Origin of the sequence: Streptomyces sp. NPDC088707, assembly GCF_044752725.1 — a bacterium.
Classification (GTDB): Bacteria; Actinomycetota; Actinomycetes; order Streptomycetales; family Streptomycetaceae; genus Streptomyces.
Window position 1 is genome coordinate 599,929 of the sequence record NZ_JBIVLV010000001.1, and the last position, 21,845, is coordinate 621,773.

Sequence of the window (21,845 nt, forward strand, 5' to 3'; positions counted from 1 at the left end):
ACCGGTCACTCCCGCTTCGCGACAGTCACGGCGGCGGGCCTGAGCTGCCGTTCGCCGTCCCCGTAGCCCGGGCGCAGCACGTCGACGACCGTGCCAGGCGGGGCGTCGGGGTCCTGGACGACGCCGATCACCTCGTGCCGGGCCGGGTCGAACACGACGCCGGTCTCCGCGTGCCGCGGGTAGCCGAGCAGTTCGAGGACGTTCACCGCCTGGTCGCGGACCGCCTGGACACCCGCCACGATGGCACCGGGATCGGCGCCCGCATGGGTCAGGGCGAGTTCGAGGTTGTCCAGGACGGGCAGGAAGGCCGCGGCCGTCCGGGAACGCTCGGCCGTCCGCTCCCGCTCCAGTTCCCTGGTGTGCCGCTTGCGGAGGTTGTCGAGGTCGGCGAGCGCGCGCCGCCAGCGGTCCTCCAGCGCCTTGAGCTCGGCCTCGTACTCGTCCTGGGACGGTGCGGGGCCGTCGCCCGCCGCACCGGGGCCGGGTTGCCCGCCCGGGGCGGGCTCCCGCCGCGTCGGCGGGCCCGAGCGCGGCGGATCCGCGGGGGAAGGGCCTACGGCGCCCTCCCGGGCCGGATCGGTGTGGTCGCGCACGGCCGGGTCGGGTTCCTCGGGGTGGATGGGCATGACGGTTCCTCAGTCCTTGTCGAACTCGGCGTCGATGACGTCGTCGTCACCGTCACTGCCACTCGTGGGACCGCCCGCGGTGGGGTCCTGCCCGGGGCCGCCTGTGTCGGCGGCGGCGCCCTGGTGGGCCGCCAGCCCGGCGAGCAACTGCTGGAGTTCGGAGGTCAGGGGCCGCACGCGCTCGACGCCCGCCTCTTCCTTGACCGCCGCCCGGGCGTCGGACACGAGCATCTCGGCGCGTGCCTTCTCGTGCGCGGGGGCCTTGTCGCCCAGTTCCGTGAGGAGCTTCTCGACCTGGTACGCGACGGCGTCGAGCTCGTTGCGGGCGTCGACGGCCTCGCGGAGTGCCTGGTCCTGGCCCTGGTTCCGCTCGGCCTCCTGGACCATGCGTTCGACCTCACTGCGGTCCAGGTTGGAGCTCTCGCTGATCGTGATGCCCTGTTCCTTGCCGGTGTCCCGATCGCGGGCCGTGACGTTGAGGATCCCGTTGGCGTCGATGTCGAAGGTGACCTCGACCTGTGGTTCGCCCCTCGGCGCCGGCCGGATGTCGGTGAGCTGGAACCGCCCCAGCACCCGGTTGTCGGCGGCCAGCTCTCGCTCGCCCTGGAGGACGACGATGTCGACGGCGGGCTGGTTGTCCTCGGCGGTGGAGAAGGTCTCGGAGCGGCGCACCGGGATGGTGGTGTTCCGCTCGATGATCTTCGTCATCACGCCGCCGCGTGTCTCGACACCCAGCGACAAGGGGGTGACGTCGAGCAGCAGGACGTCCTTGACCTCGCCCTTGAGCACCCCGGCCTGGATCGCGGCGCCCAAGGCCACGACCTCATCGGGGTTGACGCTCATGTTGGGGTCCTTGCCGCCGGTCAGCCGGCGCACGAGGGCCTGAACGGCGGGGATGCGAGTGGAGCCGCCGACGAGGATGACCTCGTCGATGTCGCTCTCACCGACCTTGGCATCGGTCATGGCCTGCTGTACCGGTCCGAGGCATCGCTCCACCAGGTCGCTGGTGATCTGCTCGAAGGTGGACCGCATGATCGAGTCGGTGAGGTGCTTGGGGCCCGCGGCGTCGGCGGTGATGAACGGCAGGCTGACCTGCGTCTGTGTCACCGAGCTCAGCTCGGTCTTCGCCTTCTCCGCCGCCTCGAACAATCGCTGCAGCGCCTGCGGGTCCTTGCGCAGGTCGATGCCGTTCTCCTTCTGGAAGTCGTCCGCGAGGTAGTCCACCAGGCGCCGGTCGAAGTCGTCGCCGCCCAGGTGGCTGTCACCGGCGGTGGAACGCACCTCCACCACGCCGTCGCCGACATCGAGGATGCTCACGTCGAAGGTCCCGCCGCCCAGGTCGAAGACGAGGACGGTCTCGTGCTGCTGCTTGTCCATGCCGTACGCGAGGGCCGCGGCTGTCGGCTCGTTGATGATCCGCAGCACCTCGAGTCCGGCTATCCGACCGGCGTCCTTGGTGGCGGTGCGCTGCGCGTCGTTGAAGTAGGCGGGCACCGTGATGACCGCCTCCGTGACCCGTTCCCCGAGCTGCTTGGAGGCGTCCTCGGTGAGTTTGCGCAGCACCTGGGCGCTGATCTCTTCAGGCGCGTACAACTTGTCGCGCACCTTGAAGCGGGCCGCCCCGCCGTCGCCCTCGACGACGTCGTACGCGACCGCCCTGGCCTCCTCGGAGATCTCGTCGAAGTGCCGGCCGATGAACCGCTTCGCCGAGTAGATGGTCCCCTTGGGGTTGAGAATCGCCTGGCGCCGGGCCATCTGGCCCACCAGACGCTCACCGGTGTCGGTGAAGGCCACTACAGACGGTGTCGTGCGGTTGCCCTCGCTGTTGGGCACCACGGACGGCTCGCCGCCCTCCCACACAGCGATCACCGAGTTCGTGGTACCCAGGTCGATACCCACTGCCTTGGCCATGAGAACTCTCCTTCCGGTGCGGCGCCGGCGCCTGCTGAGGCTTCCAGATCCTTCCCAGGGTCACGAGGCGGGTGGGTATGCGCCTGCTCCTGGCGAGTCAGAAGTCCACGGCTCCGATCGCCCCGCGAGTACGAGAGGGAATTCTCGGGATATATCGGATGAGTCGCCCCTGAGTGGGTAGACGCAAAGACGATCGTCCCCCCAGAGCTCCGAGAAGGACGGAGTGATCCCATGGCCGGCAGCGGGGCGCGCGACGTGCGCGGCCGCTATCCCGACCGGAAGGGCAGCCTTCCGCCGGGTGGCGCCGGGCGGCGGCCCACGGATGCGCGGGGAAGCCTGCGCTCCTCTGCTAGGAGCCCGGCCGCCCGTGCCCTCCACGCGATGATGGAGCTGTCCCACGCCTTGTTCGAAGCCCCGAGCGAAGGCGAGATCCTGCGCCTGGCCATGCACCACGTAGCCGCCGCGGGGCCGTACAGGGCCGAAGCCGGATACCTCGAGGTGGACGGCGACCTGGTCCCCAGCCCGAGGAACGATCACACCCATGTCGCGTCCATGGACCGGAGGGTTCGGGAACTGGAGGGGCAGGACGGCCCTGTGACCGTCCCCGGCAGGCGCTGGGGCCGGGCCATGGGGCTGCGCGGGACGGAGAGACTTCACGGGTACCTCGTGGTGACCTCCCGAGCCCGGCCCACGGGGGCCCAGCGGTCCCTGCTCGCCACGCTCGTCTGGCACACCGCTGCCGCGCTGTCAGTCGCCTTCGCGCAGCGCCGCCGACGCGAGGACGCGATGGAGCTCCACCGGGTCAGGGAGGAACGCGCCACTCTTCAGCAGCAGCTGATCTCCGTGGTGGCTGAGCTCGGGAACCAGCAGGCCGTTCACGCGCTCATGGCCGAGATCGCCGCCTCGGGGGGCGGGGAGGAGGCCGTCACCCGCGCACTGCATGAGCTCACCGGGCTTCCGGCGCTGGTCGAGGACCGCTTCGGGCGGCTGAAGGCCTGGTCAGGTCCCGGCCGACCCGACCCGTACCCGGAACCGGATCCGGTGCGCCAGAACGGCATCCTGCACGCCGCCGCACGGGAGGCCGGGCCCGTACGGATCAAGGACCGGCTGATCGCTCTGGTCCGCCCACACGGCGAGGTCCTGGGCGTGCTGGCCCTGGTCGACACCCTGAGCGAGGCCGACGAACACACCGTGTCCGCGCTGGAGCACGCCGCCGCGTCGCTCGCCCTGGAGCTGGCGCACCTGCGCAATCTGGCCGAAGTGGAGCTGAGGCTGCACCGCGAGCTGGTCGACGACCTCCTGGCGGGAACGGACGCCGCGAGCGCCTACGCCCGGTCCGAGGCGGTCGGGCACGACCTGCACCGCAGCCACTACGTCGTCGTCGTGGAGTGGTCGAACCGGACCGCAGACGATTCGTTCGCCCGGACCGTGGGCCGGGCGGCCTCTGCCGTCGGCATGCACTCGCTGCTGACCCGACGCTCCGACCACGTGGTCCTGGTCGCTGACGACAGGCCGCACGCTCGCGCGCTGCACGAGGCGCTCGCCCGGGAGACCGGGACACAGTCCGGGACGATCGGGGTGAGCGCCCCCTCCGATTCCGTGCCCGACATCCCCCACCACTACCAGGAGGCGCAGCGCGCCCTCGAAGTACGCCTCAATTCCCGCGAGCGGTACGGCACGACCTTCTTCGACGAGCTCGGCCTGTACCGCATCCTGGGACCTGGCGCCGGTCACCAGGAACTGGAGACGTTCGTCCACGAGTGGCTCGGGCAGCTCATCGACTACGACTCCCGACATAGCGCAACCATGGTGGAGACCCTCTCCCGGTACTTCGACTGCGGCGGCAACTACGACGAGGCCGCCGCATCCCTCGCGATCCACCGCAGCACGCTGCGCTACAGGCTGCAGCGCATCCGCGAGATCAGCGGCAACGACCTCGCGAACGTCGAGGACCGGCTGAACCTCCAGGTCGCGACCCGAGTGTGGAAGATCATGCTGGGGAGATCCGGCTGATCCCCACAACAGCTGATCCCCCACCACAGCTGTGCAAGCGGGTCGGACGCAGGTGCCGTACCGTACCGCCGAGCATGACTCCGTACGCGTCGGCCCCGCTCAGCCGTGATCCAGGAGAGCCCGGGTCTCCAGGTGGATCTGCTGGGCCTCTCCCGTCGGAACGACCACGACGGGAACACGTGCGCCCGGCGCGCTGACGATCTCAGGCCGTTCGGCGACCAGCGGTCGCAGCCCGCCCGTGAGGCCGAACACGGACAGCCGGGCGCACACCTCTTCACGTACCTCAGGCTGGTCCTCACCGATCTCACCGGTGAAGACGAGAGCGTCCAGGCGGCTCAAAGATGCGGCCATCTCGGCGATACCGCGACGGCAATGGTGGGTGAAGACGTCGAGTGCGAGCGCGGCGCGCTCGTCGCCCGCCGCCCGGCTGCGGACCAGGTCGCGCGTGTCACCGGAAGTGCCGGAGAGGGCAAGCAGACCGGACCTGTGGTTCAGAGCGTCCTCGATCTCGTCCGCGGACAGGTTCTTCCGTCTCAGCAACCAGGTCAGGGCGCCAGGGTCGACGCTGCCGCTGCGACGACTCATCACCAGGCCCTCCAAGGGCGTGAAGCCCATCGTCGTGTCGACACTGCGCCCCTCGCGCACGGCGCAGGCGGAGCAGCCGCCGCCAAGGTGCACCATCACCAGCTGCAGCTGGTCCGGGCGCCGGCCGAGGAGTTCAGCGGTGCGGGCCAGCGCCCAGGCGTAGGACAGACCATGGAAGCCGTAGCGGCGCAGTCCGTACTCCTCGCGCCAGCCGGCAGGTACCGCGTACTCCCGTGCGGCAGCCGGTAGGCCGGAGTGGAAGACGGTGTCGAAGCAGAGCACATGCGGAACTCCGGGCAGCAGGTCCCGCGCTGCGTCCAGAACGGTCAAGGCTTGCGGGACGTGCAAGGGCGCGAGTTCCGCCACCCGATCCAGGCGGACCCGCACGTCGTCGTCGAGCAGGGTGTGACCGCGCAGCTCCGAGCCGCCGTGGACGATGCGGTGACCCACAGCCGCAGGAGCCGGCCCTTGCCTCAGCAGTTGCCGCAGCGAACCGAATGCGCTCTCGCCGGGAGGAGATTCGCTGTGATGTTCGCTGAGAACCTCACCGCCGTCCCCGAAGACCGTCAGACGCAAACTCGATGACCCCGCGTCTGTCACTAGTACCGGGCTGGTTCGTGTGCGCACACGCCGATCCTCTCCTCGTTCCGCATCGTAGGGCGGCTGACCGCTTCAGCCGGTCGACGCCGCACTCGACCGCCGCGCTTTCCCCCACTCGGCTGCCTGGGCTACGGCGGGTGGCTCGCCGGCCGGCCCGGCCCCGGAGCGTCGCGCGCCTAAGATCGACGGGACGAGGGCGGCGGGCGAGACAGAGGAGAAGCGGCGGACATGGCGGACGAGCGCGTGTACCTGGTGACCGGCGGCGGCACGGGGATCGGGGCGGCGACCGCACAGTCGTTGGCCCGGGCCGGCCACAGGGTGGCGGTGTCCGGGCGCCGCCCCGAGCCGCTGCGGCTGGTCGCCGAGGAGACCGGCGCCCTGCCCGTACCGTCGGACATCGGTGACCCCGCCGCGGTGGCCTCGCTCGTCGAGACGGTGGTCGGCGCGTACGGGCGGCTCGACGGTCTGGTGCTGAACGCCGGTATCGGGCGGGGCGGCGGGGTGGGCGAGGTGACCCCCGAGGACTGGGACGAGGTCATGCGGACCAACCTCACCGGTCCGTTCCTGCTGCTGCGCGCCGCGCTCCCGCACCTGCTCGACGCCCGCGGCGCGGTGGTCGCTGTGGCCTCGGTGTCCGCCCTGCGCAACGGCGTCGGGAACGCCGCCTACGCCACCTCCAAGGCAGCGTTGCTCCAGCTGTGCCGCTCGCTCGCGGTCGACTACGGGGGCGCGGGATTGCGTGCCAACACCGTGTGCCCGAGCTGGGTGCGCACCGACATGGCCGACCGCCGAATGAGCCGGTTCGCCGACGAGGCGGGCTTCGAAGGGGACGGTCTGGAAGCCGCGTACGAGGAGGTGACCCGCGTCCTGCCCGCCGGGCGGCCGGGTGAGCCGCGGGAGGTCGCGGAGGCCATCGCCTGGCTGCTGTCGCCCGCCGCCTCGTTCGTGAACGGTGCGGTGCTCACCGTCGACGGCGGCGCGACCGCACTCGACCCGGGCACCCTCGGCTTCGAGTTCCGGCTGGAGCCACGCGCCCCGCGGACCTGACCGACAGCCACGAACCGAACGACCGCCGCGCCCACGTGGACAGGGCACGACCTCTGGTCACGCGCTTTCGGACGGGCCGCGGCCCGGCGCGTGCCGGCTCGACCGGAGCGAGGCTGCTCCGGTCGAGCGGGCGTACTCGGTGGGAGTCTGGCCGTAGCGCTTCTTGAAGGCTCGGGTGAAGTGACTGCCGTCCGCGAACTGCCAGTGTGCGGCCAGTTCCGAAACGCTCAGGCGCCCTGACGGCTGGGCAAGGGCGAGCCGGGCCTCATGCAGGCGCCGGTGGCGGATGTAGGTGGTCACCTGCTCCCCCACCGCGGCGAACGCCCGGTGCAGCGTACGGACGGAGACGTTGAGTTCACGCGCGAGCATCGCCGGGGAGAGTCCGGGATCGGCGAGCCGACGGTTCGCGAGGTCCTTGGCCGCCTGGGTGAGCGCGGGAGCCAACCGGGGTTCCACGTCGTCGAACCGGCCCTTGGCCACCGCCTTGGTCAGCTCGACCAGGGTCCCCTGGGCAGCTTCCACACCGGCCGGGCCGAGGTCGGCCACGGTGGTGTGAATCATGTCCGTGAGGGCCGTCAGCAAGCGCATCTCGGCCGAGTCGGCCGGCCCGGTGATGAACCGGTTCCCGAGCAGGGGCTTGAGCTCGCCGGGGGGCAGGACGAGGAACTTCGCCGTGAGGTGCGCCGTCGTCTCGAAGGCCGTCAGGCGCCCGAGGTGCCGGACGAGGAACTGCCCGGCCGACACGGTCTGGTCGCCGTGACCGGGCGGACCGCCCAGAGTCCATCCGCCGCGCCGCACGACGTACATGGCGACCAGATCCTGATCGCCGCCCGGGACGTCCGCGGTCCTGGTCGCCGACGCGGCGTGAAGATCGGCGATCGCCGCGCCGTGCACCTTGGCCACGTTGCCCTTGACCCGGAAGTCACCGATCGTGTCCGGGCTGAAGGCCGGCAGCTGGAAGACGTCGTCGCCGACCTGCGTCTCCCACCCGCGCCTGAAGACGTCGAGCCCCCGCGGTGCGAAGCCCGGCGCGGTCGAGTCCACCGCGAACACCCCGCGCGCGCCGTCGACCTCGGCTCCAGTACCGTGCATCCCTCTCCGACCCTCTCGTACTCACTGCCCGCAACGCCGTCCTGTGGAGATCGTGTTCCGCAGGGCGTCCCCATGACTCATGGGGACACCCTGCCAATCTTCCTATGGAAGGCCCGCGTTGCAGCGGTCGGGAGGCGGAGCCGATACTTCCGGTTCGGCGGGACGAGCTGATCGCCTGAGTGCGCGAAGGGACGACGTCGGCCCGGCGACCACGGGGGACGATGCCTGCCACGGCGGTGTCCCACCGGGACCGGGACCCCTCCGTGCCGGTGCCGGCTCCGGTCACCTGCGGCCCGCGCGGCTCGACGGTCAGCGGGCGATCGAGATCGCGAACGGGGTGAATCCGGTGGACCGGATCACGTGCGGGACGAACAGTATCGCGGCCTCCGTGGCGCGGGCGGTCTGGATCCCGCCGAGATCGGTGATCCATTCCTTGTGCCAGCCGAGGTCGACGAGCAGTTCACGGACGGTCTCCTTGGCCTGCGGGTCCTCGCCGGAGAGGAAGGCGGTCGGCGGTTGGGTAAGCATGGCCGGCGCGGTCATCACGGGGAAGAGCATGGTGTTGAGGGTCTTGACGACGTGCGTCTCGGGGAGTGCCGCCTGGAGCTGTTCGGCGAGGCTTGAGCCGGGGTGGAGGAGGTCGGCGGGCAGTCCGTCCGGTCCGTCGGCGGTGGCGTTGGAGACGTCGATGAGGATCGTGCCGTGCAGCTCTTCGCGCAGGGCGGCGAGACGTTCCAGGGAGCCGGCGCCCGGGGTGGCGTTGATGACGATCCGGGCCGTCCGGGCGGCGTCGGCGGCGGCCCCCGGCGCGCGGTCCGCGACGGTCACCTCGTGCCCGGCCCGGGTGAGGGCTGCGGCCAGGTTGCCGCCGACGCGGCCGTTTCCGAGTACTGCGATCGTGGTCATGGTGATGTGGTCCTTGCGTGGGTGCGGGCGTGTGGCGTGTGGGGTGTCGGGTCAGCGGGAGAGGGTGGCTACGGCCTCGGCGTGCACGCCGGGCGCGGCGGCCAGGAAGCTGTCGCTCTGCGGGGTCCAGGGGCGGCCCTCGGCGTCCGAGATCTGTCCACCGGCCTCGGTGACGAGCAGCGCGCCGGGCAGCAGGTCCGCTCGGGCGCCGGCGAACTGCCAGAAGGCGTCGATCCGGCCGGCGGCCACGTTCGTCAGGTGCAGGGTGGCGGGCACGGCGGTGCGGACGACGAGCGCGTCGAAGAGCATCCCGGTGATCGAGGAGCCGACGCGCCGTACGACCTTCTCGTCCTCGTCCGGCCGGGCCTGGCTGGTGGCCACGATGCTCAGGCCGAGGTCCGCTGTCCCGGAGACGTGCAGCGGCCGGCCGTCGAGGTGGGCCCCGGCGCCGGTGAGCGCGGTGTAGGTCTCGCCGGTCAACGGCAGGTGTACCACGGTGAGTACCGGCCGATTCTCCCGTACGAGGGTTGCGGTCACCGCCCACTCCGGCAGCGCGTGCAGATGGTTGACGTTGCCTTCGGCCGGGTCCACGACCCACCACTCGCCGGGCGGCAGAGCCCCGCCGTCCAGCTCGTCCTCCACCCAACCGGCCTTCGGGAGAAGGCTCGTGAGCCGGGGGCGCAGGATGTCGAGTGCCGTGCTGTCGTTGACGGCGAGCGCTTGCATCAGCTCTTCGCGGGTCTCGTAGCGGACCACGTCGCCGAAGCGCTCGCGCAGCGCCGCGCCGGCGGCGCGCACGGCGATCACGGTGCGGTCGAGCAGATCGGCGTCGGAGGTGGCGACGTCCGTGGTCGGCGGCGTTTCGGACATGGTGGTGCTCCTGTCTGATGAAGGGTGGTGGGGTCGGCCGGGGCCGAACTGCGCATGAAGGCCCCGTGGGCGCGGAAGAAGGCTCAGTCGAGCAGTTCGGCAGCCCGTTCGGCGATGGCGTAGACGGTCGCGTTGGTGTTGGCCGAGGGAATGGACGGCATCACCGAGGCATCGGCGACCCGCAGTCCGGCGATCCCGTGTACGCGCAGACTTGCCGGGTCGACGACGGCATCGGCGCCGGTTCCCATACGGCAGGTGCCGGTGAAGTGGAAGTAGGGGCCGGTGGCCTTGCGGATGAACTCGTCCACGGATTCGCCGCTCGTCCCGGATCCCGGCACCGCTTCCCGCTTGCGCCAGTCGGCGAACGCGTCGGCCTCCCCGATGCGGCGCGCCACTGCCAGGCCCTTGCGCATGACCTCCAGGTCACGGTCGTCGCTCAGGTAGCCGGGGTCGACGACGGGAGCGCCGGCGGGATCGGCGTCCGCCAGGCGCACCGTGCCGCTGCTGTGCGGAGCCATCGCGGAGAAGGCGACGGAGTACCCGTCGGCCGGCGGCCGGCCCCATGCCGACGGGAGCGGTGCGGCGACGATGTAGACCTGAAGGTCCGGCCGGGCCGCGGCGGGGTCGCTGTACAACAGGCCCATCATCTCGGCCGGTGGATTGGCGGGAACGAACGGGACGGGCCGACTGGCCTCGTACACCACGGCCGCCATCGGATGGTCCTGCAGATGGGATCCCACTCCCGGCAGGTCGGCGACGACGCCGATGCCGTGTTCGCCGACGTGTCGTGCCGGGCCGATCCCTGACAGCAACAGAAGGTGGGCGGAACCGATGGCTCCCGCGGTCAACACGACCTCGGCGCTCTCGACGGACAGGTGGTCGCCGCCCACGGTGTACTCGACGCCGGTGCAGCGGCCCGCGGTGACGCGCAGCCGCCGCACGGTCGCGTCCGTGACGACGTCCAGGTTCGGCCGGTCGAGGAACGGACGGATGTAGGCGTCGGCCGCGCTCTGGCGGGCGCCGCCGGGCAGATTCATGTCACTCCACCCGAACCCGGTCTCCAGCCCGCCGCCGATGTCATCGGCGCGGGTGAACCCGGCCTGCACCGCGGCGTCGACGCCCGCCGTGGCAAGGGGATGGGGTTGCGGGACCGGGGCGACCACGACCGGCCCGTCCGTGCCCCGCACGGAGGCGTCGCGACTGCGAGCGCTCTCGCTGCGGCGGAACCAGGGCAGCAGATCGTCGAAACCCCAGCCCGGAGCACCGAGCCCGGGCCATTCGTCGTAACCGGAGCGGTGACCCCGCAGGTGGTAGAGACCGTTGATGCTCGACGACCCGCCGAGCGCCCTGCCGCGCAGCACGTCAGCGGCCCTGCCTGTACCGGCCTGCACGGTCGACGCGCCCGGCCAGAGGGATGCGGGGTCGAACCCCAGGAACCCCCAGGGAGACGCCATCGCCTCGGTCGAGTCCCGGGCTCCCGCCTCCAGCAGCAGCACCCGCACGCCGGGGCGTTCCGAAAGCCGGGAGGCGATCACGCACCCCGCCGTCCCCGCTCCCACAACGACATAGTCATAAGGACTCCGGCCCATCATGTCTCCGCTTCCCACGGCAGCACGTTCTGACCGCCGGGCTTCAGGAAAAGACTCCTCGACGATCGAAGAGCTGATTGCTTGCGTGTACTGAGGGGCGGGGACTAGAAGCCTCTTGTGTACCCGTCCATGACAGCCCGGGATTCCCCTCTGCCTTCGAATCCTAGGAACACCGGCGCGGCACGTACTTGAACCTCCGCGACGTTCGTTCGGAACCTCAGCGCCGAGCCGACGACCGGAAGGGCATGTCCACTATGTGGAAGGGGTGCCCGGGGCGATTCCCCCCGGTGCTAGCGTGCACCTCATGCAGCACACCGCCACCCTCGCCATGATGCGAATGATGCCCCCGCCCCCGGAGGCGCTTCGCTAGCGAAGCCGTGTGCGCGCAGGACGCGACGGACCCTCCGGAGACGGAGGGTCCGTTTTTTGTCGTCCCGGCCCGCCACCGAGCCTGTCGGCCCCGCACCTCACACCCCACCCACCTCATGTCCTCCCTCGACAGAAGGACGAAGTACCGCCATGCCCCTTCCCCCGGTCGTCTCCCTCACCGACTGCGCCGACCCCAACGCGCTCGCCCGCCAGTCCACCCGGATCGCCACCCTGTTCGGCTCCACTCCGACCGTCCTGCCGCTCGGCGGACCGGACCCGGAGGGCGCCGCCGCCCTGACCCTGCTCGACCTGCTCCGCTCCACGGACCTGATCGGCGGCCCGAGCCGACCGGTCGTGGTCCTCGTCAACATCGCGCCGAGGGACGGGCACTGGCCCAACGGCGTGCCCTTCTGTTCCTTCCGCCACGGGAACCACCTGGTCGTGAGCACGCTCAACCAGCGGGTCCTCGCCCCGCTGGCGACCTACCTGGGTCTGACGGAGGTCCAGGTCACCGATGTCCGCGAGGTGCTGGAAGCCGCCGCCACCGACTGGGCCGAGCTGACGCCGGCCGAGATCGAGGAGATGGTACGGACCCAGTTCCGGAGCCTCTGGTACGCGCCCCTGCTGGCTCGTTGGCTGGTGGACGAACACCCCGTTCCCGCGCAGCCGACAGCGGTGCGCCCGTCCGTCGCCGACGACGTGCGGATCGCCGTCGTCGACAACTTCGGCAACTGCAAGCTGGACCGCCCGGCCGCCGAACTGCCCGGCTACGGCACCGCCGAGAGCCTTCTCGTGCGCAACCGGATCGACGGCCGCGACATCCGGGTGCGCTGTTACGACCGACTCCCCGACGTCCCGCTCGGCGAGCCCGGAATCACCGTCGGGAGTTCCGGGGTCGGATTCGCCGAACTCGTGGTCCGCGGCGGTTCCGCGGCGGAGTCGTTCGGACTCCGCCAGGGCGACCGGGTATTCCATCTCACCAGCTGACATGTTATCAACGCGTTACCCACGCAACGGTGTTCCGGATTGACGCCGGTCTCCGTGAGCCGGAATGCTGAAAAGCATGTCCGGAACTCTCCTGCTGGTACGCCGCCGCCACGTGGACCACGTGCGCTGTGCGGCCGATCTGTGTCGCTGAGCGCACAGCACCGGCCTTCTTTCCCGTACCTTTCCCGGACTTCTCCCTAAGGACCTCCGATGTCCCGTACCCGCATATCCCTGGCGGCCTCCGCCGCCGCCCTCGTCGCGCTGGCGGCGGCCGGCTGCGCGCCGCAGCCGCAGAACACCCCCGAAGCGGCCGGCTCCAAGGACGCCGCCCGGTGCACGACGGACAGCACGAGCCTCCACAAGCCCGGCCAGCTCACCGTCGCGACCGACTCCCCGGCCTACGAACCGTGGTTCGACAGCAACACCCCGTCGAACGGAAAGGGCTTCGAAAGCGCCGTGGCCTATGCGGTGGCCGAGAAGCTGGGCTTCGAACGCGAACAGGTGAAATGGGTCGTCGAGCCTTTCGCTCATTCGTACGCCCCCGGACCCAAGGCTTTCGACTTCGACATCAACCAGATCTCCATCACGCCGCAGCGCGCGAAAGCAGTCGATTTCTCCACCAGTTACTACACGGCCAATCAGGCCATCCTGGCGCTCGACGGATCCGCGTTCGCGAAAGCCACGTCCCTGAGCGCCTTCAAGGACGCCAGGATCGGCGTGCAGGTCGCGACGACCAGCTACCAGGCCGTGCTCGACCAGATCAAGCCCTCGAAGCAGCCCAGCGTCTTCAGCACCACCAAGGACGAGGTCACCGCGCTGCGGAACGGTCAGATCGACGCGATCGTCACCGACCTTCCCACCGTCTTCTACCTGGCCGGGGCGGAGCTGGACAACGGCGAGATCGTCGGCCAGTTCGGCTACGCGGGCGGCACCCCCGAGAAGTTCGGCCTGCTGCTGCCGAAGAACAGCGGGTACACCTCCTGCGTCAACCAGGCACTCGACAAGCTCAGGGCCGACGGCACGCTCGCCAGACTCACCACGCAGTGGCTCTCCGCCTCGGCGAACGTCCCCGAGCTGAAGCGATAACGGGCCGGCTGTGGACATCAGCAAGACGGCCGTACCGGACCGGTCGGCCTCCTCTCCGGGCACGCCCGACGCCGGCTACCGGCCCAGCGACCGCGAACGGGAGCGTCAGCGGTACCGCCGCGCCCGCAAGCGCCGCCACACCTGGGTCTCCACCCTCTGCACCCTGCTCGGGCTGGTGGCGGTGGGCGCGGCCGCGGTGGCCTCACCTGGCTGGGACCGCGTCGACAGTCTGTTCCTCGACGGCGCCGAGCTGCGCTCCGCCTTCCCCGACCTTCTCCGGGGCTTCTGGCTCAACATCCAGATGTTCCTCGTCGCCGAGGTGCTGATCCTCGTCCTGGGACTGCTGATCGCCCTGGTACGGGTGACCCGCTCACCGGGTCTCCAGCCGCTGCGGCTCGCCGCGACGCTCTACGTGGACGTCTTCCGCGGCGTACCGACCCTGCTGCTGGTCTTCCTCGTCGGCTTCGGACTACCAGCGCTGCAACTGCAGGGCACCCCCTCAGAGCCCTGGCTCCTCGGCGTGATCGCCCTCACCCTCTCCTACACCGCGTACGTCGCCGAGGTCTTCCGGGCGGGACTCAACTCGGTCCATCCGGCCCAGCGGAACGCCGCCCGGGCCCTGGGCCTCAACGAGCGGCAGACCCTGCGGCACGTCGTCCTGCCCCAGGCCGTGCGCAATGTGCTGCCGCCCCTGCTCAACGACTTCATCGCCCTGCAGAAGGACACGGCGCTGGTCGCCGTCCTCGGTCCGCTGGAGGCGCTGCGGGCCGCTCAGATCAAGGCGGACTACGACTTCAACTACACCCCGTACCTGGGAGCGGCCCTCTTGTTCATCGCGGTGACCATCCCGCTGACCCGCTTCGCCGACCGGCTCCAGCGCCGGGAGGCCCAGCGCACCTGGGCGGGGGCAGGCCGATGAGCGAGCCGCTGCTGCGCATCCGCGGCCTCCGCAAGCAGTACGGGGAGCGCCTGGTGCTGCGCTCGATCGACCTGGACGTCGCCGAGCACCAGGTCGTCTGCCTGATCGGCGGCTCGGGTTCCGGGAAGTCGACCCTGCTGCGCTGTGTGGACCTGCTGGAGGTCGTCGACGACGGGACCGTCCACCTGAGCGAGACCGAGCTGACCGATCCCCGTCTCGACCCCGACGTCGCCCGCCGTCGGATCGGCATCGTCTTCCAGGCGTACAACCTCTTCCCGCATCTGAGCGTGCTGGACAACATCACGCTCGCGCCACGCCAGGTCCACGGCGTCCCGCGCAGGAAGGCCGAGGCCTCGGCCCGCGAGCTGCTCGACCGCCTCGGGCTCGCGGACAAGGCCCACGAGCACCCCGACCGGCTCTCGGGCGGACAGCAGCAGCGGGCCGCGATCGCCCGCGCCCTGGCCACCGAGCCGGAGGTGCTGCTCTTCGACGAGATCACCTCGGCCCTCGATCCCGAACTGGTCGGCGAGGTCCTGGACGTCGTCGCCGATCTGAAGCGGCGCGGCCTCACCATCCTGATGGCCACCCACGAGATGGACTTCGCCCGGCGGATCGCGGACCGGGTCTGCTTCCTGGAGGACGGCGTGATCGTGGAGCAGGGCCCCGCCGAGCAGGTGCTCACCGCTCCGCGGGAGCGGGCCACGCGGCGCTTCCTCGCCCGCGCACTCGACCGTTCCTAGCGGCGTCTCCCTCGGATCACGGAAGCCGGCCCCTGCGGATCGCGGAAGCCGGTGCCTCCCCCTGCCGCGGGGGAGGACCGGCTTCCTCCGTCCGGCCTTGACGAAGTGCCCTGCTGGAACGGTGTGTTCCGCGCCGGAGATCTTCTCCAGGTGTCTGCTCCACTGTCACCATGTGCGGTATGACGCACATGATCAAGGGCGCGAACGCGCCCGTCCCCGCCGTCCCTCTGCGTGTCGCCGTGGGCCGGCAGTCGGTGCCGGGTGCGCCGACCGTGTCAGCCGCGGCCCTTCTGCTCGACGCGGCCGGAACGGTGCGCGGCGGGGCCGACATCGTCTTCGACGAGCGGCCCGCCCACCCCTCGGGCGCCGTGCGGCTCGTCGGCACGGGGCAGGGCTCCGGGCAGCTCGCCGAATGGCTGGAGGTGGACCTGCTCCGCGTCGAAGCCGACGTCCAGCGGGTACTGATAGTGGGATCCTGCGCGGGCGGGACCTTCGGACAGGTCCGCGGTCTCTACGCCCAGGTGAGCACGCTCGACGGAAGCATCGTCGCGCGGTTCGAGGTCACGGACGCGACCGCCGAGACCGCGTTCGTGCTCGGTGAGCTGTACCGGCGCGACGGAGCATGGCGGTTCCGCGCGGTGGGGCAGGGCTACGCGGACGGGCTCGCGGGCCTGACGAAGGACGTGGGGGGCGCGGAGGCCGTGACGGCGGTGCCACCACCTGCGCCGGTGGTCCCCTCGGTGTCGCCGGCTGCGCCCTCCGTGTCCGTCCCGGTGCCGCTCGCGGGGGTGGACAAGACGTCGTCCGGCGTGGTGGTTCCCGGGGCGCCGTCGGCGCCGGGGCCGGTACCCGCCGGGTTCGTCCCGGCGTACGCTGTCGGGGCGCCCGGCGTCGGCGCATCCTTCGAGCCCTCGTCCTGGGCGGCCGGCTTCTTCGCGTTCGAGCCGCTCGTCTATCGCGGCAAGGGGGCGAAGTCGGTCACCGTCGACCTGCCGTTCCCGCCCAACGGGGAACCGGTGATCCTTGAGGCACGGACGGAGGAGTACAACTTCATCTCCGTCAAGATCCCCGGCCGCGAGGACGACGTCTTCCTGTCCGACCTGCCCGATCACTACGGCCGAACCCTGATGGTGCCCCCTCGCAAGGGCGGGCCGCTCACGCTGAAGGTGCGCAACTCCGGGGCGTGGCAACTCACGGTCCTGCCCCTGTCGGCGGCCCTGCCGCTGGACTTCGGCACCATCGCGGGCAGCGGCCAGGAGGTCTTCGTCCGCACCGGCCCCGCGGCCGAGCTGAAGGTGCGGGCGGAGGACCCCCACAAGGGCTGGTTCCAGATGCACTACCACTGGGGTGACGCGCCCGGTGACCTCAGACGCCCCGCCAAGCGGCTCGTGTACGCGTGGAACGGCCGCCGGGTCCGGGAGAAGGCCGCCCTGCCCAGCGGCCCCCTCCTGGTCACCATCGACAAGAGCAGGCACCGATGGGAACTCACCCTCGATCCGGCTGACCCGAACGAGCCGCCCCGGGGGGCACGGAAGCCCTGGCGTCGCTAGGTCCTGTCCGGCAACGGAGCTGTTCCGGAGAGCGGGAGCCGCTTCGCCCGACGCCCCGGTACCGTCCGCGCGCTTCCCCGAGCGCCGGACGGGGACGGCCGGTGCGGCTCACCACCAGTAGGCGGGGTACCGCGGTGCCGCGCGACGGACGCGGGACGCGGCGTACGCCGTCAGTACGAGCAGGACCGTGGACCCGAACAGCAGGGGGACGAACCTGCCCGGCGCGGGCTCCTGGAGGACGATCACGACGGCGGTGGCGCAGGCAGGCGAGTGCGGGGTCCGGGCCATGGTCGTCAGGGCGAGGGTGACGCCTGCGGCGAGGGCGGCGGCCCATGCGCTGCCGTGCGCCGCGAGGGCCACCGCGTATCCGGCGGCGGCGCCGATGAGGTGGCCGACGACCACGCTGCGCGGCTGGGCCAGCGGCAGAGCGGGGGCACAGTGGACCAGTGCGGCGCTGGCGGCGAGCGGGGGTATGAGCACGGGTTCGTGGAGGGCGGCACCGATCGCGACGAGCGCGAGGAGGGCCGCTGTGGCGGCGCTGACGTTGTGGGCGGCGGTCGCGGGCGTCGGGCGCGCCGGGGCACGGCCGGCCAGGCGGGCCAGGCGTGGGCTGCGGCCGCGGCCACACGGGACGGCGGCGGAGTCGGTCCCGCCCGGGGCGGGGTCGGGATGCGGAGCGATGTCGGTACTCATGTGATGCGGGGTTTCCGGGGCAGGCGGCTGTGGGCCGGACGGGACGGAGCGGGGCATGCGGTCGCACGGGGCCCTGTGGTCGACAGCCGGCCCGGTCCCGCGCCCGGCCCTGGTGCGGCGGCGCGGCCCGGCACCACTCTAACCAGCGGGCTCTCCGCTGCTCGGCCGGGGGCGGACCCGGGGCTCGCGGCGTAAAGTGGGCGAAATGAGCCCAGTCCGATATGAGCTGGTGTTCTCCGACGACACGGGTTCGGCCCAGGACGTCGTGGTCGTCGAGCGCACCTCTTCCCAAGGGCCCGGCGGCCATCCGGTCTACGCCGACCCCACAGGCATCATCCGCGCGGAGATCAGCGACCAGGACGAGGTGCGCATCCTCGCCTCGGGCGGGCACCAGGCCCCCACCCAGCACGTGCTGGCTCGCCGCCTCACCGACACCGATCCGAAGGATCCCCCCGGCCCCTCCACCTCCGCGGCCTGACCGGTACCCGACCCGGCCGAACGCCCCTGTCCGAGCGCGCTGCGCATACGGACAGGGGCGCCTCACGCTTCGGCGGCCGTTGCCTCGGCGGCCGTCGCGAGGGTCCGTGCCGCCCAGAGCGTCTTGCCTCGTCCTGAGGGCCTCACGCCCCAGCGCTGGGTCAGGTGGGCGGTGATGAACAGGCCCCGGCCGTTCTCGTCCGTGTCCAGGGCGCGGCGGAGGTGCGGACTGGCGCTGCTGTCGTCGGTGACCTCGCACACCAGCGCGCCGTCGCGGATGAGGCGCAACTGGATAGGCCCCTTCGCGTAGCGCACGGAGTTGGTGACCAGCTCGCTCACGACGAGGGCGGTGTCGTCGATGACGTCCTGGGCCAGTCCCCATTCCGCTAGTTGGTCCACGACCCTCCTGCGCGCCTGCCCGGCGCTCTCCGGACTGTTGGGAAAGGTCCACGCCTTCGTCCGGGACTCGCCCAACGTGCGGGTGCGGGCCAGCAGCAGGTAGGCGTCGCGAAGCGGCTGCTCGGGCGCGAGGACCTCGGCACACCGGTCGCAGGCGGCCTGAAGAGAGGGCTGCGGTTCGGCGAACAGGTCGGTCAGGAGACTCAGCAGCGACTCCCGGCCGCCGGCCGCGGTCAGCAGAGCGGTGTTGCAGATCAGCAGGGTGCTGCCTTCGGGCAGGACGCGTTCCGTGAGCGCGTACTCCGCGAGTCCCTGCCCGAGAGGTGGTCCGGCCGCGACATCCAGCAGTTCGACGGCGCCGCCCGGGTGCACCAGAACCGGTGACGGGTGTCCCGCGCTCGCCGCGGTGCACAGGCGGGTGACCGGATCGTAGACGAGGCAGAGGCAGGTGGCGGGCGATCCGTCACCGGCTTCGGGTGCGGCAGTGTCCGGTGGGGTGCTCGGGCGGCCGGCGAGGTCGTGAAGGCGCTGGAGGATGTCGTCGGGCGGCAGGTCGAGGTCGGCCAGCGCCTCGATCGCCGCACGCAGCTCGCTCGTCGCCGCCGGACGCGAGGTCCCGGACGTGGTGTCCCCGGCCACGAGGGCGACCCTGGACCCGAAGAGGGAGATGGCGTCGGACCAGCCGCCGCCCGTGCCCGCCGGCAGGTGGGTGCGGGCGAGTTCGACGGCCGTCACGACGGATGCCTGCGCCTGGGCGAAGCCGCCGGACAGGATGCGGGCGGCCGAGCGCTCCCGCCCGTAGAGGCGAGCGTTGTCCAGGCACTGGCCCGCGAGCATGGTGAGCTGCTGCGCCAGCCTCAGGTGCCGGTGGTCGAACGGGGTCTGTTCGCGCCAGCGGTAGAAAACGGCGAGGCCGAGCACCACACCCCGCGCACGGATCGGCACAAGCATCATGGAATGCGCCCGCGCACTCAGGATCCGGGCATGGCGCCGACGCCGCGGATCGAGCCAGGGGGCGTCCGGGCGCAGTCGTCGGATCAGCTTGGGGGCCAGGGTGTCCAGGACGGTTCGGTAGGGCGTGCCGGGCGGGTACACGTCCACCTCGCCGACGGCGGGGACGCCCTGCTGGTCCGGTCCGGCGACCGAGCGGTATCCCACGCGTCGAACGGTCTGGTCCCGGTCGAGCGCGTCCGCGACGGGAGCCCGGCCGCTCAGGACCACGTCGTAGACGTCGACGGTCACGGTGTCGGCCAGGGCCGGGGAGACGACCTCGCAGAACTCGGCCGCCGTACGGAAGATGTCGAGCGTGGTTCCGATCCGCGCGGCCGCCTCGTTCTGCAGGCGCACCTCCGCTTCGGCCCGCACCCGGGCGGTGACGTCGGTCAGCGCGGCGGCCAGCCCGAGCACGGTGCCGTCGGCCCGCTGCAGGCGGAACGCGGACGCCGAGGAGACGGTCTCGACCGGGGGGACACGGCGGTCGCGGAACCGGATGCTCATGTCGAGCTCGGGCACGCCCGTCTCCAGCACCCGGTGGGCGGCCCGTTCCACGGCCGCGGGGTCGGTGATGTCGAAGGACCGCAGGATCTCCGGCAGCGTGCGGCCGAGCAGCCGGTCGACCGGGAACTCCCGCATCAGCCGGGCCGCCGTGTTCACCCGTACCAGACGCAGCTCCTGGTCGTACACGTGCAGGCCCATGGGCGACTGGGAGAAGAGCGCGTCCAGTACGGCGTCCCCCAGCCCCTCGGGGACGGACCAGCTGTCCGGATGCTCTTCACCAACCACTGTGGAACGCCCATTCGACGAGACGGGTGGACCGCGCTGCCTCCCATGCAACGCCCACCCCACCCACCCGGCCACCGCAGTGGAGTGCCCGGGTGACGGCGGCCGGTCCCGCCGGCCGGTCCCGCTGAGGCGCGGTCGGCCGGAGCGCTGCGTACGCTGGTCGGAGGGGGCCTCTCGGGACGAGGATCGGAAGGTCTGTGAGGCCGGAGATCGACCACGGTGCGTTGTTCGCCGCGACGCCCAGCCCGTATCTGGTGCTGGCACCGGATCTGGTGATCGTGGATGTCAACGACGCGTACCTGCGGGCGACCGGCCGCACCCGGGAGGATCTGCTCGGGCAGCACGTGTTCGACGCGTTCCCCGACAATCCCGCCGACCCGGGCGCGGACGGGGTGAAGAACCTCGGGGCGTCGCTGGGGCGGGTGCTGGCCACCGGTGAGGTCGACACCATGGCGGTGCAGAAGTACGACATCCCCGTCGTCTCACAGCCCGGTGTGTTCGAGGAACGCTGGTGGTCCCCGGTGAACACCCCGGTCAAGAACGCGGACGGGCGGGTCGCGTGGATCATCCACCGCGTGGAGGACGTGACGGCGTTCATGCGGTCCCGCCGGTTCCGGGGCCGGAACGAGGGGCGGGGGATGACCGAGCGCGAGGAGGGGATGGAGGCCGAGCTGTACGTCCGCGCGCGGGAGCTGCAGCGGCTGAACGAGGAGCTGCGGGCGGCGCACGCCCGTGAGCGGGAGGTCGCCGTCACCTTGCAGGAGGCGATGCTGCACTCCCCCGACCTGGCCCGGCACAGTGACGTGGCGGTGCGCTACCTGCCGGCGATCGGTTCGCTGAACGTGTGCGGCGACTGGTACGACACCGTCGACCTGTCCGAGGGGCGCTTCACCGTCGCCGTGGGCGACGTCGTCGGGCACGGGCTGGAGGCGGCCACCGTCATGGGCATGCTCCGCAGCGCGCTCTCCGCGGCCAGCCGGGCGGTGGCCGGACCGGCGGGGGCCCTGGAAGTGCTGGGCATGTACGCCCGCTCCGTCGACGGCGCGCTCGCCGCGACGGCGGTCAGCGTGCTCGTGGACACCCGGTCCAGACTGCTCGCCTACTCCAGCGCGGGGCACCCGCCGCCGGTGCTGCTGCACGCGGACGGCACGTGCGAGCTGTTGGACCAGGCCACCGACCCACCGCTGGGAGCCAGACCCGAGCACGTTCCCCGGCCGCAGGCCGGCACCCCCTACCGCCCGGGTGACACCCTCGTCCTCTACACCGACGGACTGATCGAACGCCGCGACGAGGACATCGACACCGGCCTTGACCGCCTCACCGCCGCCCTGGGCGACCTCGCCGGCCTCGACCCGGCTCAGCTGGCCGACACGCTGCTCGCGCGACTCGGCCTCGCCAGCGGAGCCCGCGACGACATCGCCCTCGTCATCGTCCGCGTCTGAGCCCGCGGTCTACCTCCGTGGAGGGGGAACCTCACCACTATGCCCAGGGCGGGAGCCGGTGGAACGTGCGGCACGGCCGAGGCGGCAGCCCGTACGGTCCGCGACGGCGCCGACGGGGTGCCGCTTCCCTCGCTCGGACTGCGGAACCATACTGGTCGGGTC

At 71.5% G+C, this 21,845-nt stretch carries 18 protein-coding genes; 9 read left to right on the forward strand and 9 right to left on the reverse strand.

Annotation, left to right across the window (positions count from 1 at the left end; genetic code table 11):
• Positions 1–5 precede the first annotated feature (5 nt).
• Positions 6–626 (reverse strand): nucleotide exchange factor GrpE, encoded by a 621-nt coding sequence (locus tag ACIP84_RS02800; RefSeq protein WP_401793682.1) that lies wholly within the window; start codon positions 624–626, stop codon positions 6–8.
• A gap of 9 nt (positions 627–635) precedes the next feature.
• Complete coding sequence (gene dnaK, locus ACIP84_RS02805) at positions 636–2,537, reverse strand: molecular chaperone DnaK (protein ID WP_401793685.1); 1,902 nt, start codon at positions 2,535–2,537, stop codon at positions 636–638.
• A gap of 384 nt (positions 2,538–2,921) precedes the next feature.
• Between dnaK and ACIP84_RS02810 the strand changes: the two genes are divergently transcribed.
• Positions 2,922–4,550 (forward strand): PucR family transcriptional regulator, encoded by a 1,629-nt coding sequence (locus ACIP84_RS02810; RefSeq protein WP_401795622.1) that lies wholly within the window; start codon positions 2,922–2,924, stop codon positions 4,548–4,550.
• A gap of 99 nt (positions 4,551–4,649) precedes the next feature.
• On the opposite strand, the gene ACIP84_RS02815 is transcribed toward ACIP84_RS02810, so the two are convergent.
• Positions 4,650–5,762 (reverse strand): acetate/propionate family kinase, encoded by a 1,113-nt coding sequence (locus ACIP84_RS02815; RefSeq protein WP_401793688.1) that lies wholly within the window; start codon positions 5,760–5,762, stop codon positions 4,650–4,652.
• A gap of 201 nt (positions 5,763–5,963) precedes the next feature.
• On the opposite strand from ACIP84_RS02815, the gene ACIP84_RS02820 reads away from it, so the two are divergent.
• Entirely contained in the window at positions 5,964–6,782 is an 819-nt protein-coding gene (locus ACIP84_RS02820) for an SDR family NAD(P)-dependent oxidoreductase (RefSeq protein ID WP_401793691.1), read from the forward strand.
• A gap of 57 nt (positions 6,783–6,839) precedes the next feature.
• Here ACIP84_RS02820 and ACIP84_RS02825 read toward each other — a convergent pair whose 3' ends face one another.
• From ACIP84_RS02825 to ACIP84_RS02840, 4 genes are all read right to left on the reverse strand, one after another.
• The gene (locus ACIP84_RS02825; protein ID WP_401793694.1) at positions 6,840–7,874 is read right to left on the reverse strand and encodes a helix-turn-helix domain-containing protein; all 1,035 of its coding nucleotides are present in this window, start codon (positions 7,872–7,874) and stop codon (positions 6,840–6,842) included.
• A 309-nt stretch (positions 7,875–8,183) separates the two neighbouring features.
• On the reverse strand, positions 8,184–8,780 hold the full coding sequence (locus tag ACIP84_RS02830) for an NAD(P)-binding domain-containing protein (protein ID WP_355961610.1): 597 nt from the start codon (positions 8,778–8,780) through the stop codon (positions 8,184–8,186).
• A gap of 51 nt (positions 8,781–8,831) precedes the next feature.
• On the reverse strand, positions 8,832–9,650 hold the full coding sequence (locus ACIP84_RS02835) for an inositol monophosphatase family protein (RefSeq protein ID WP_401793697.1): 819 nt from the start codon (positions 9,648–9,650) through the stop codon (positions 8,832–8,834).
• 83 nt (positions 9,651–9,733) lie between these two features.
• On the reverse strand, positions 9,734–11,242 hold the full coding sequence (locus ACIP84_RS02840; RefSeq protein WP_401795625.1) for a GMC family oxidoreductase: 1,509 nt from the start codon (positions 11,240–11,242) through the stop codon (positions 9,734–9,736).
• 516 nt (positions 11,243–11,758) lie between these two features.
• On the opposite strand from ACIP84_RS02840, the gene ACIP84_RS02845 reads away from it, so the two are divergent.
• The 5 genes from ACIP84_RS02845 (at position 11,759) to ACIP84_RS02865 (ending at position 16,890) form a co-directional block, all read left to right on the forward strand.
• A complete protein-coding gene (locus tag ACIP84_RS02845) occupies positions 11,759–12,595 on the forward strand; it encodes an SAM hydroxide adenosyltransferase (protein WP_355961604.1) in 837 nt (278 codons plus the stop codon).
• Between the two features lie 210 nt (positions 12,596–12,805).
• Positions 12,806–13,681, forward strand: coding sequence for an ABC transporter substrate-binding protein (locus tag ACIP84_RS02850; RefSeq protein WP_401793700.1), 876 nt, complete (start codon positions 12,806–12,808; stop codon positions 13,679–13,681).
• A 10-nt stretch (positions 13,682–13,691) separates the two neighbouring features.
• Positions 13,692–14,600: an amino acid ABC transporter permease gene (locus ACIP84_RS02855; protein WP_401793703.1), complete on the forward strand. Its 909-nt coding sequence runs from the start codon at positions 13,692–13,694 to the stop codon at positions 14,598–14,600.
• Positions 14,597–15,340, forward strand: a complete 744-nt coding sequence (locus ACIP84_RS02860) for an amino acid ABC transporter ATP-binding protein (RefSeq protein WP_355961596.1) — start codon at positions 14,597–14,599, stop codon at positions 15,338–15,340. The genes ACIP84_RS02855 and ACIP84_RS02860 overlap by 4 nt, the downstream gene beginning before the upstream one ends.
• A gap of 179 nt (positions 15,341–15,519) precedes the next feature.
• Complete coding sequence (locus ACIP84_RS02865; RefSeq protein WP_401793706.1) at positions 15,520–16,890, forward strand: TerD family protein; 1,371 nt, start codon at positions 15,520–15,522, stop codon at positions 16,888–16,890.
• A 108-nt stretch (positions 16,891–16,998) separates the two neighbouring features.
• Here ACIP84_RS02865 and ACIP84_RS02870 read toward each other — a convergent pair whose 3' ends face one another.
• Positions 16,999–17,583 carry an HPP family protein gene (locus ACIP84_RS02870; RefSeq protein ID WP_401793709.1) on the reverse strand — a complete coding sequence of 195 codons (585 nt, stop codon included), beginning with the start codon at positions 17,581–17,583 and terminating at the stop codon, positions 16,999–17,001.
• 205 nt (positions 17,584–17,788) lie between these two features.
• Between ACIP84_RS02870 and ACIP84_RS02875 the strand changes: the two genes are divergently transcribed.
• Entirely contained in the window at positions 17,789–18,061 is a 273-nt protein-coding gene (locus tag ACIP84_RS02875; protein ID WP_355961587.1) for a DUF6296 family protein, read from the forward strand.
• A 62-nt stretch (positions 18,062–18,123) separates the two neighbouring features.
• On the opposite strand, the gene ACIP84_RS02880 is transcribed toward ACIP84_RS02875, so the two are convergent.
• Entirely contained in the window at positions 18,124–20,241 is a 2,118-nt protein-coding gene (locus ACIP84_RS02880) for a SpoIIE family protein phosphatase (RefSeq protein WP_401793712.1), read from the reverse strand.
• A 197-nt stretch (positions 20,242–20,438) separates the two neighbouring features.
• On the opposite strand from ACIP84_RS02880, the gene ACIP84_RS02885 reads away from it, so the two are divergent.
• Positions 20,439–21,683 carry a PP2C family protein-serine/threonine phosphatase gene (locus tag ACIP84_RS02885; RefSeq protein ID WP_401793715.1) on the forward strand — a complete coding sequence of 415 codons (1,245 nt, stop codon included), beginning with the start codon at positions 20,439–20,441 and terminating at the stop codon, positions 21,681–21,683.
• The last annotated feature ends 162 nt before the right edge of the window (positions 21,684–21,845 follow it).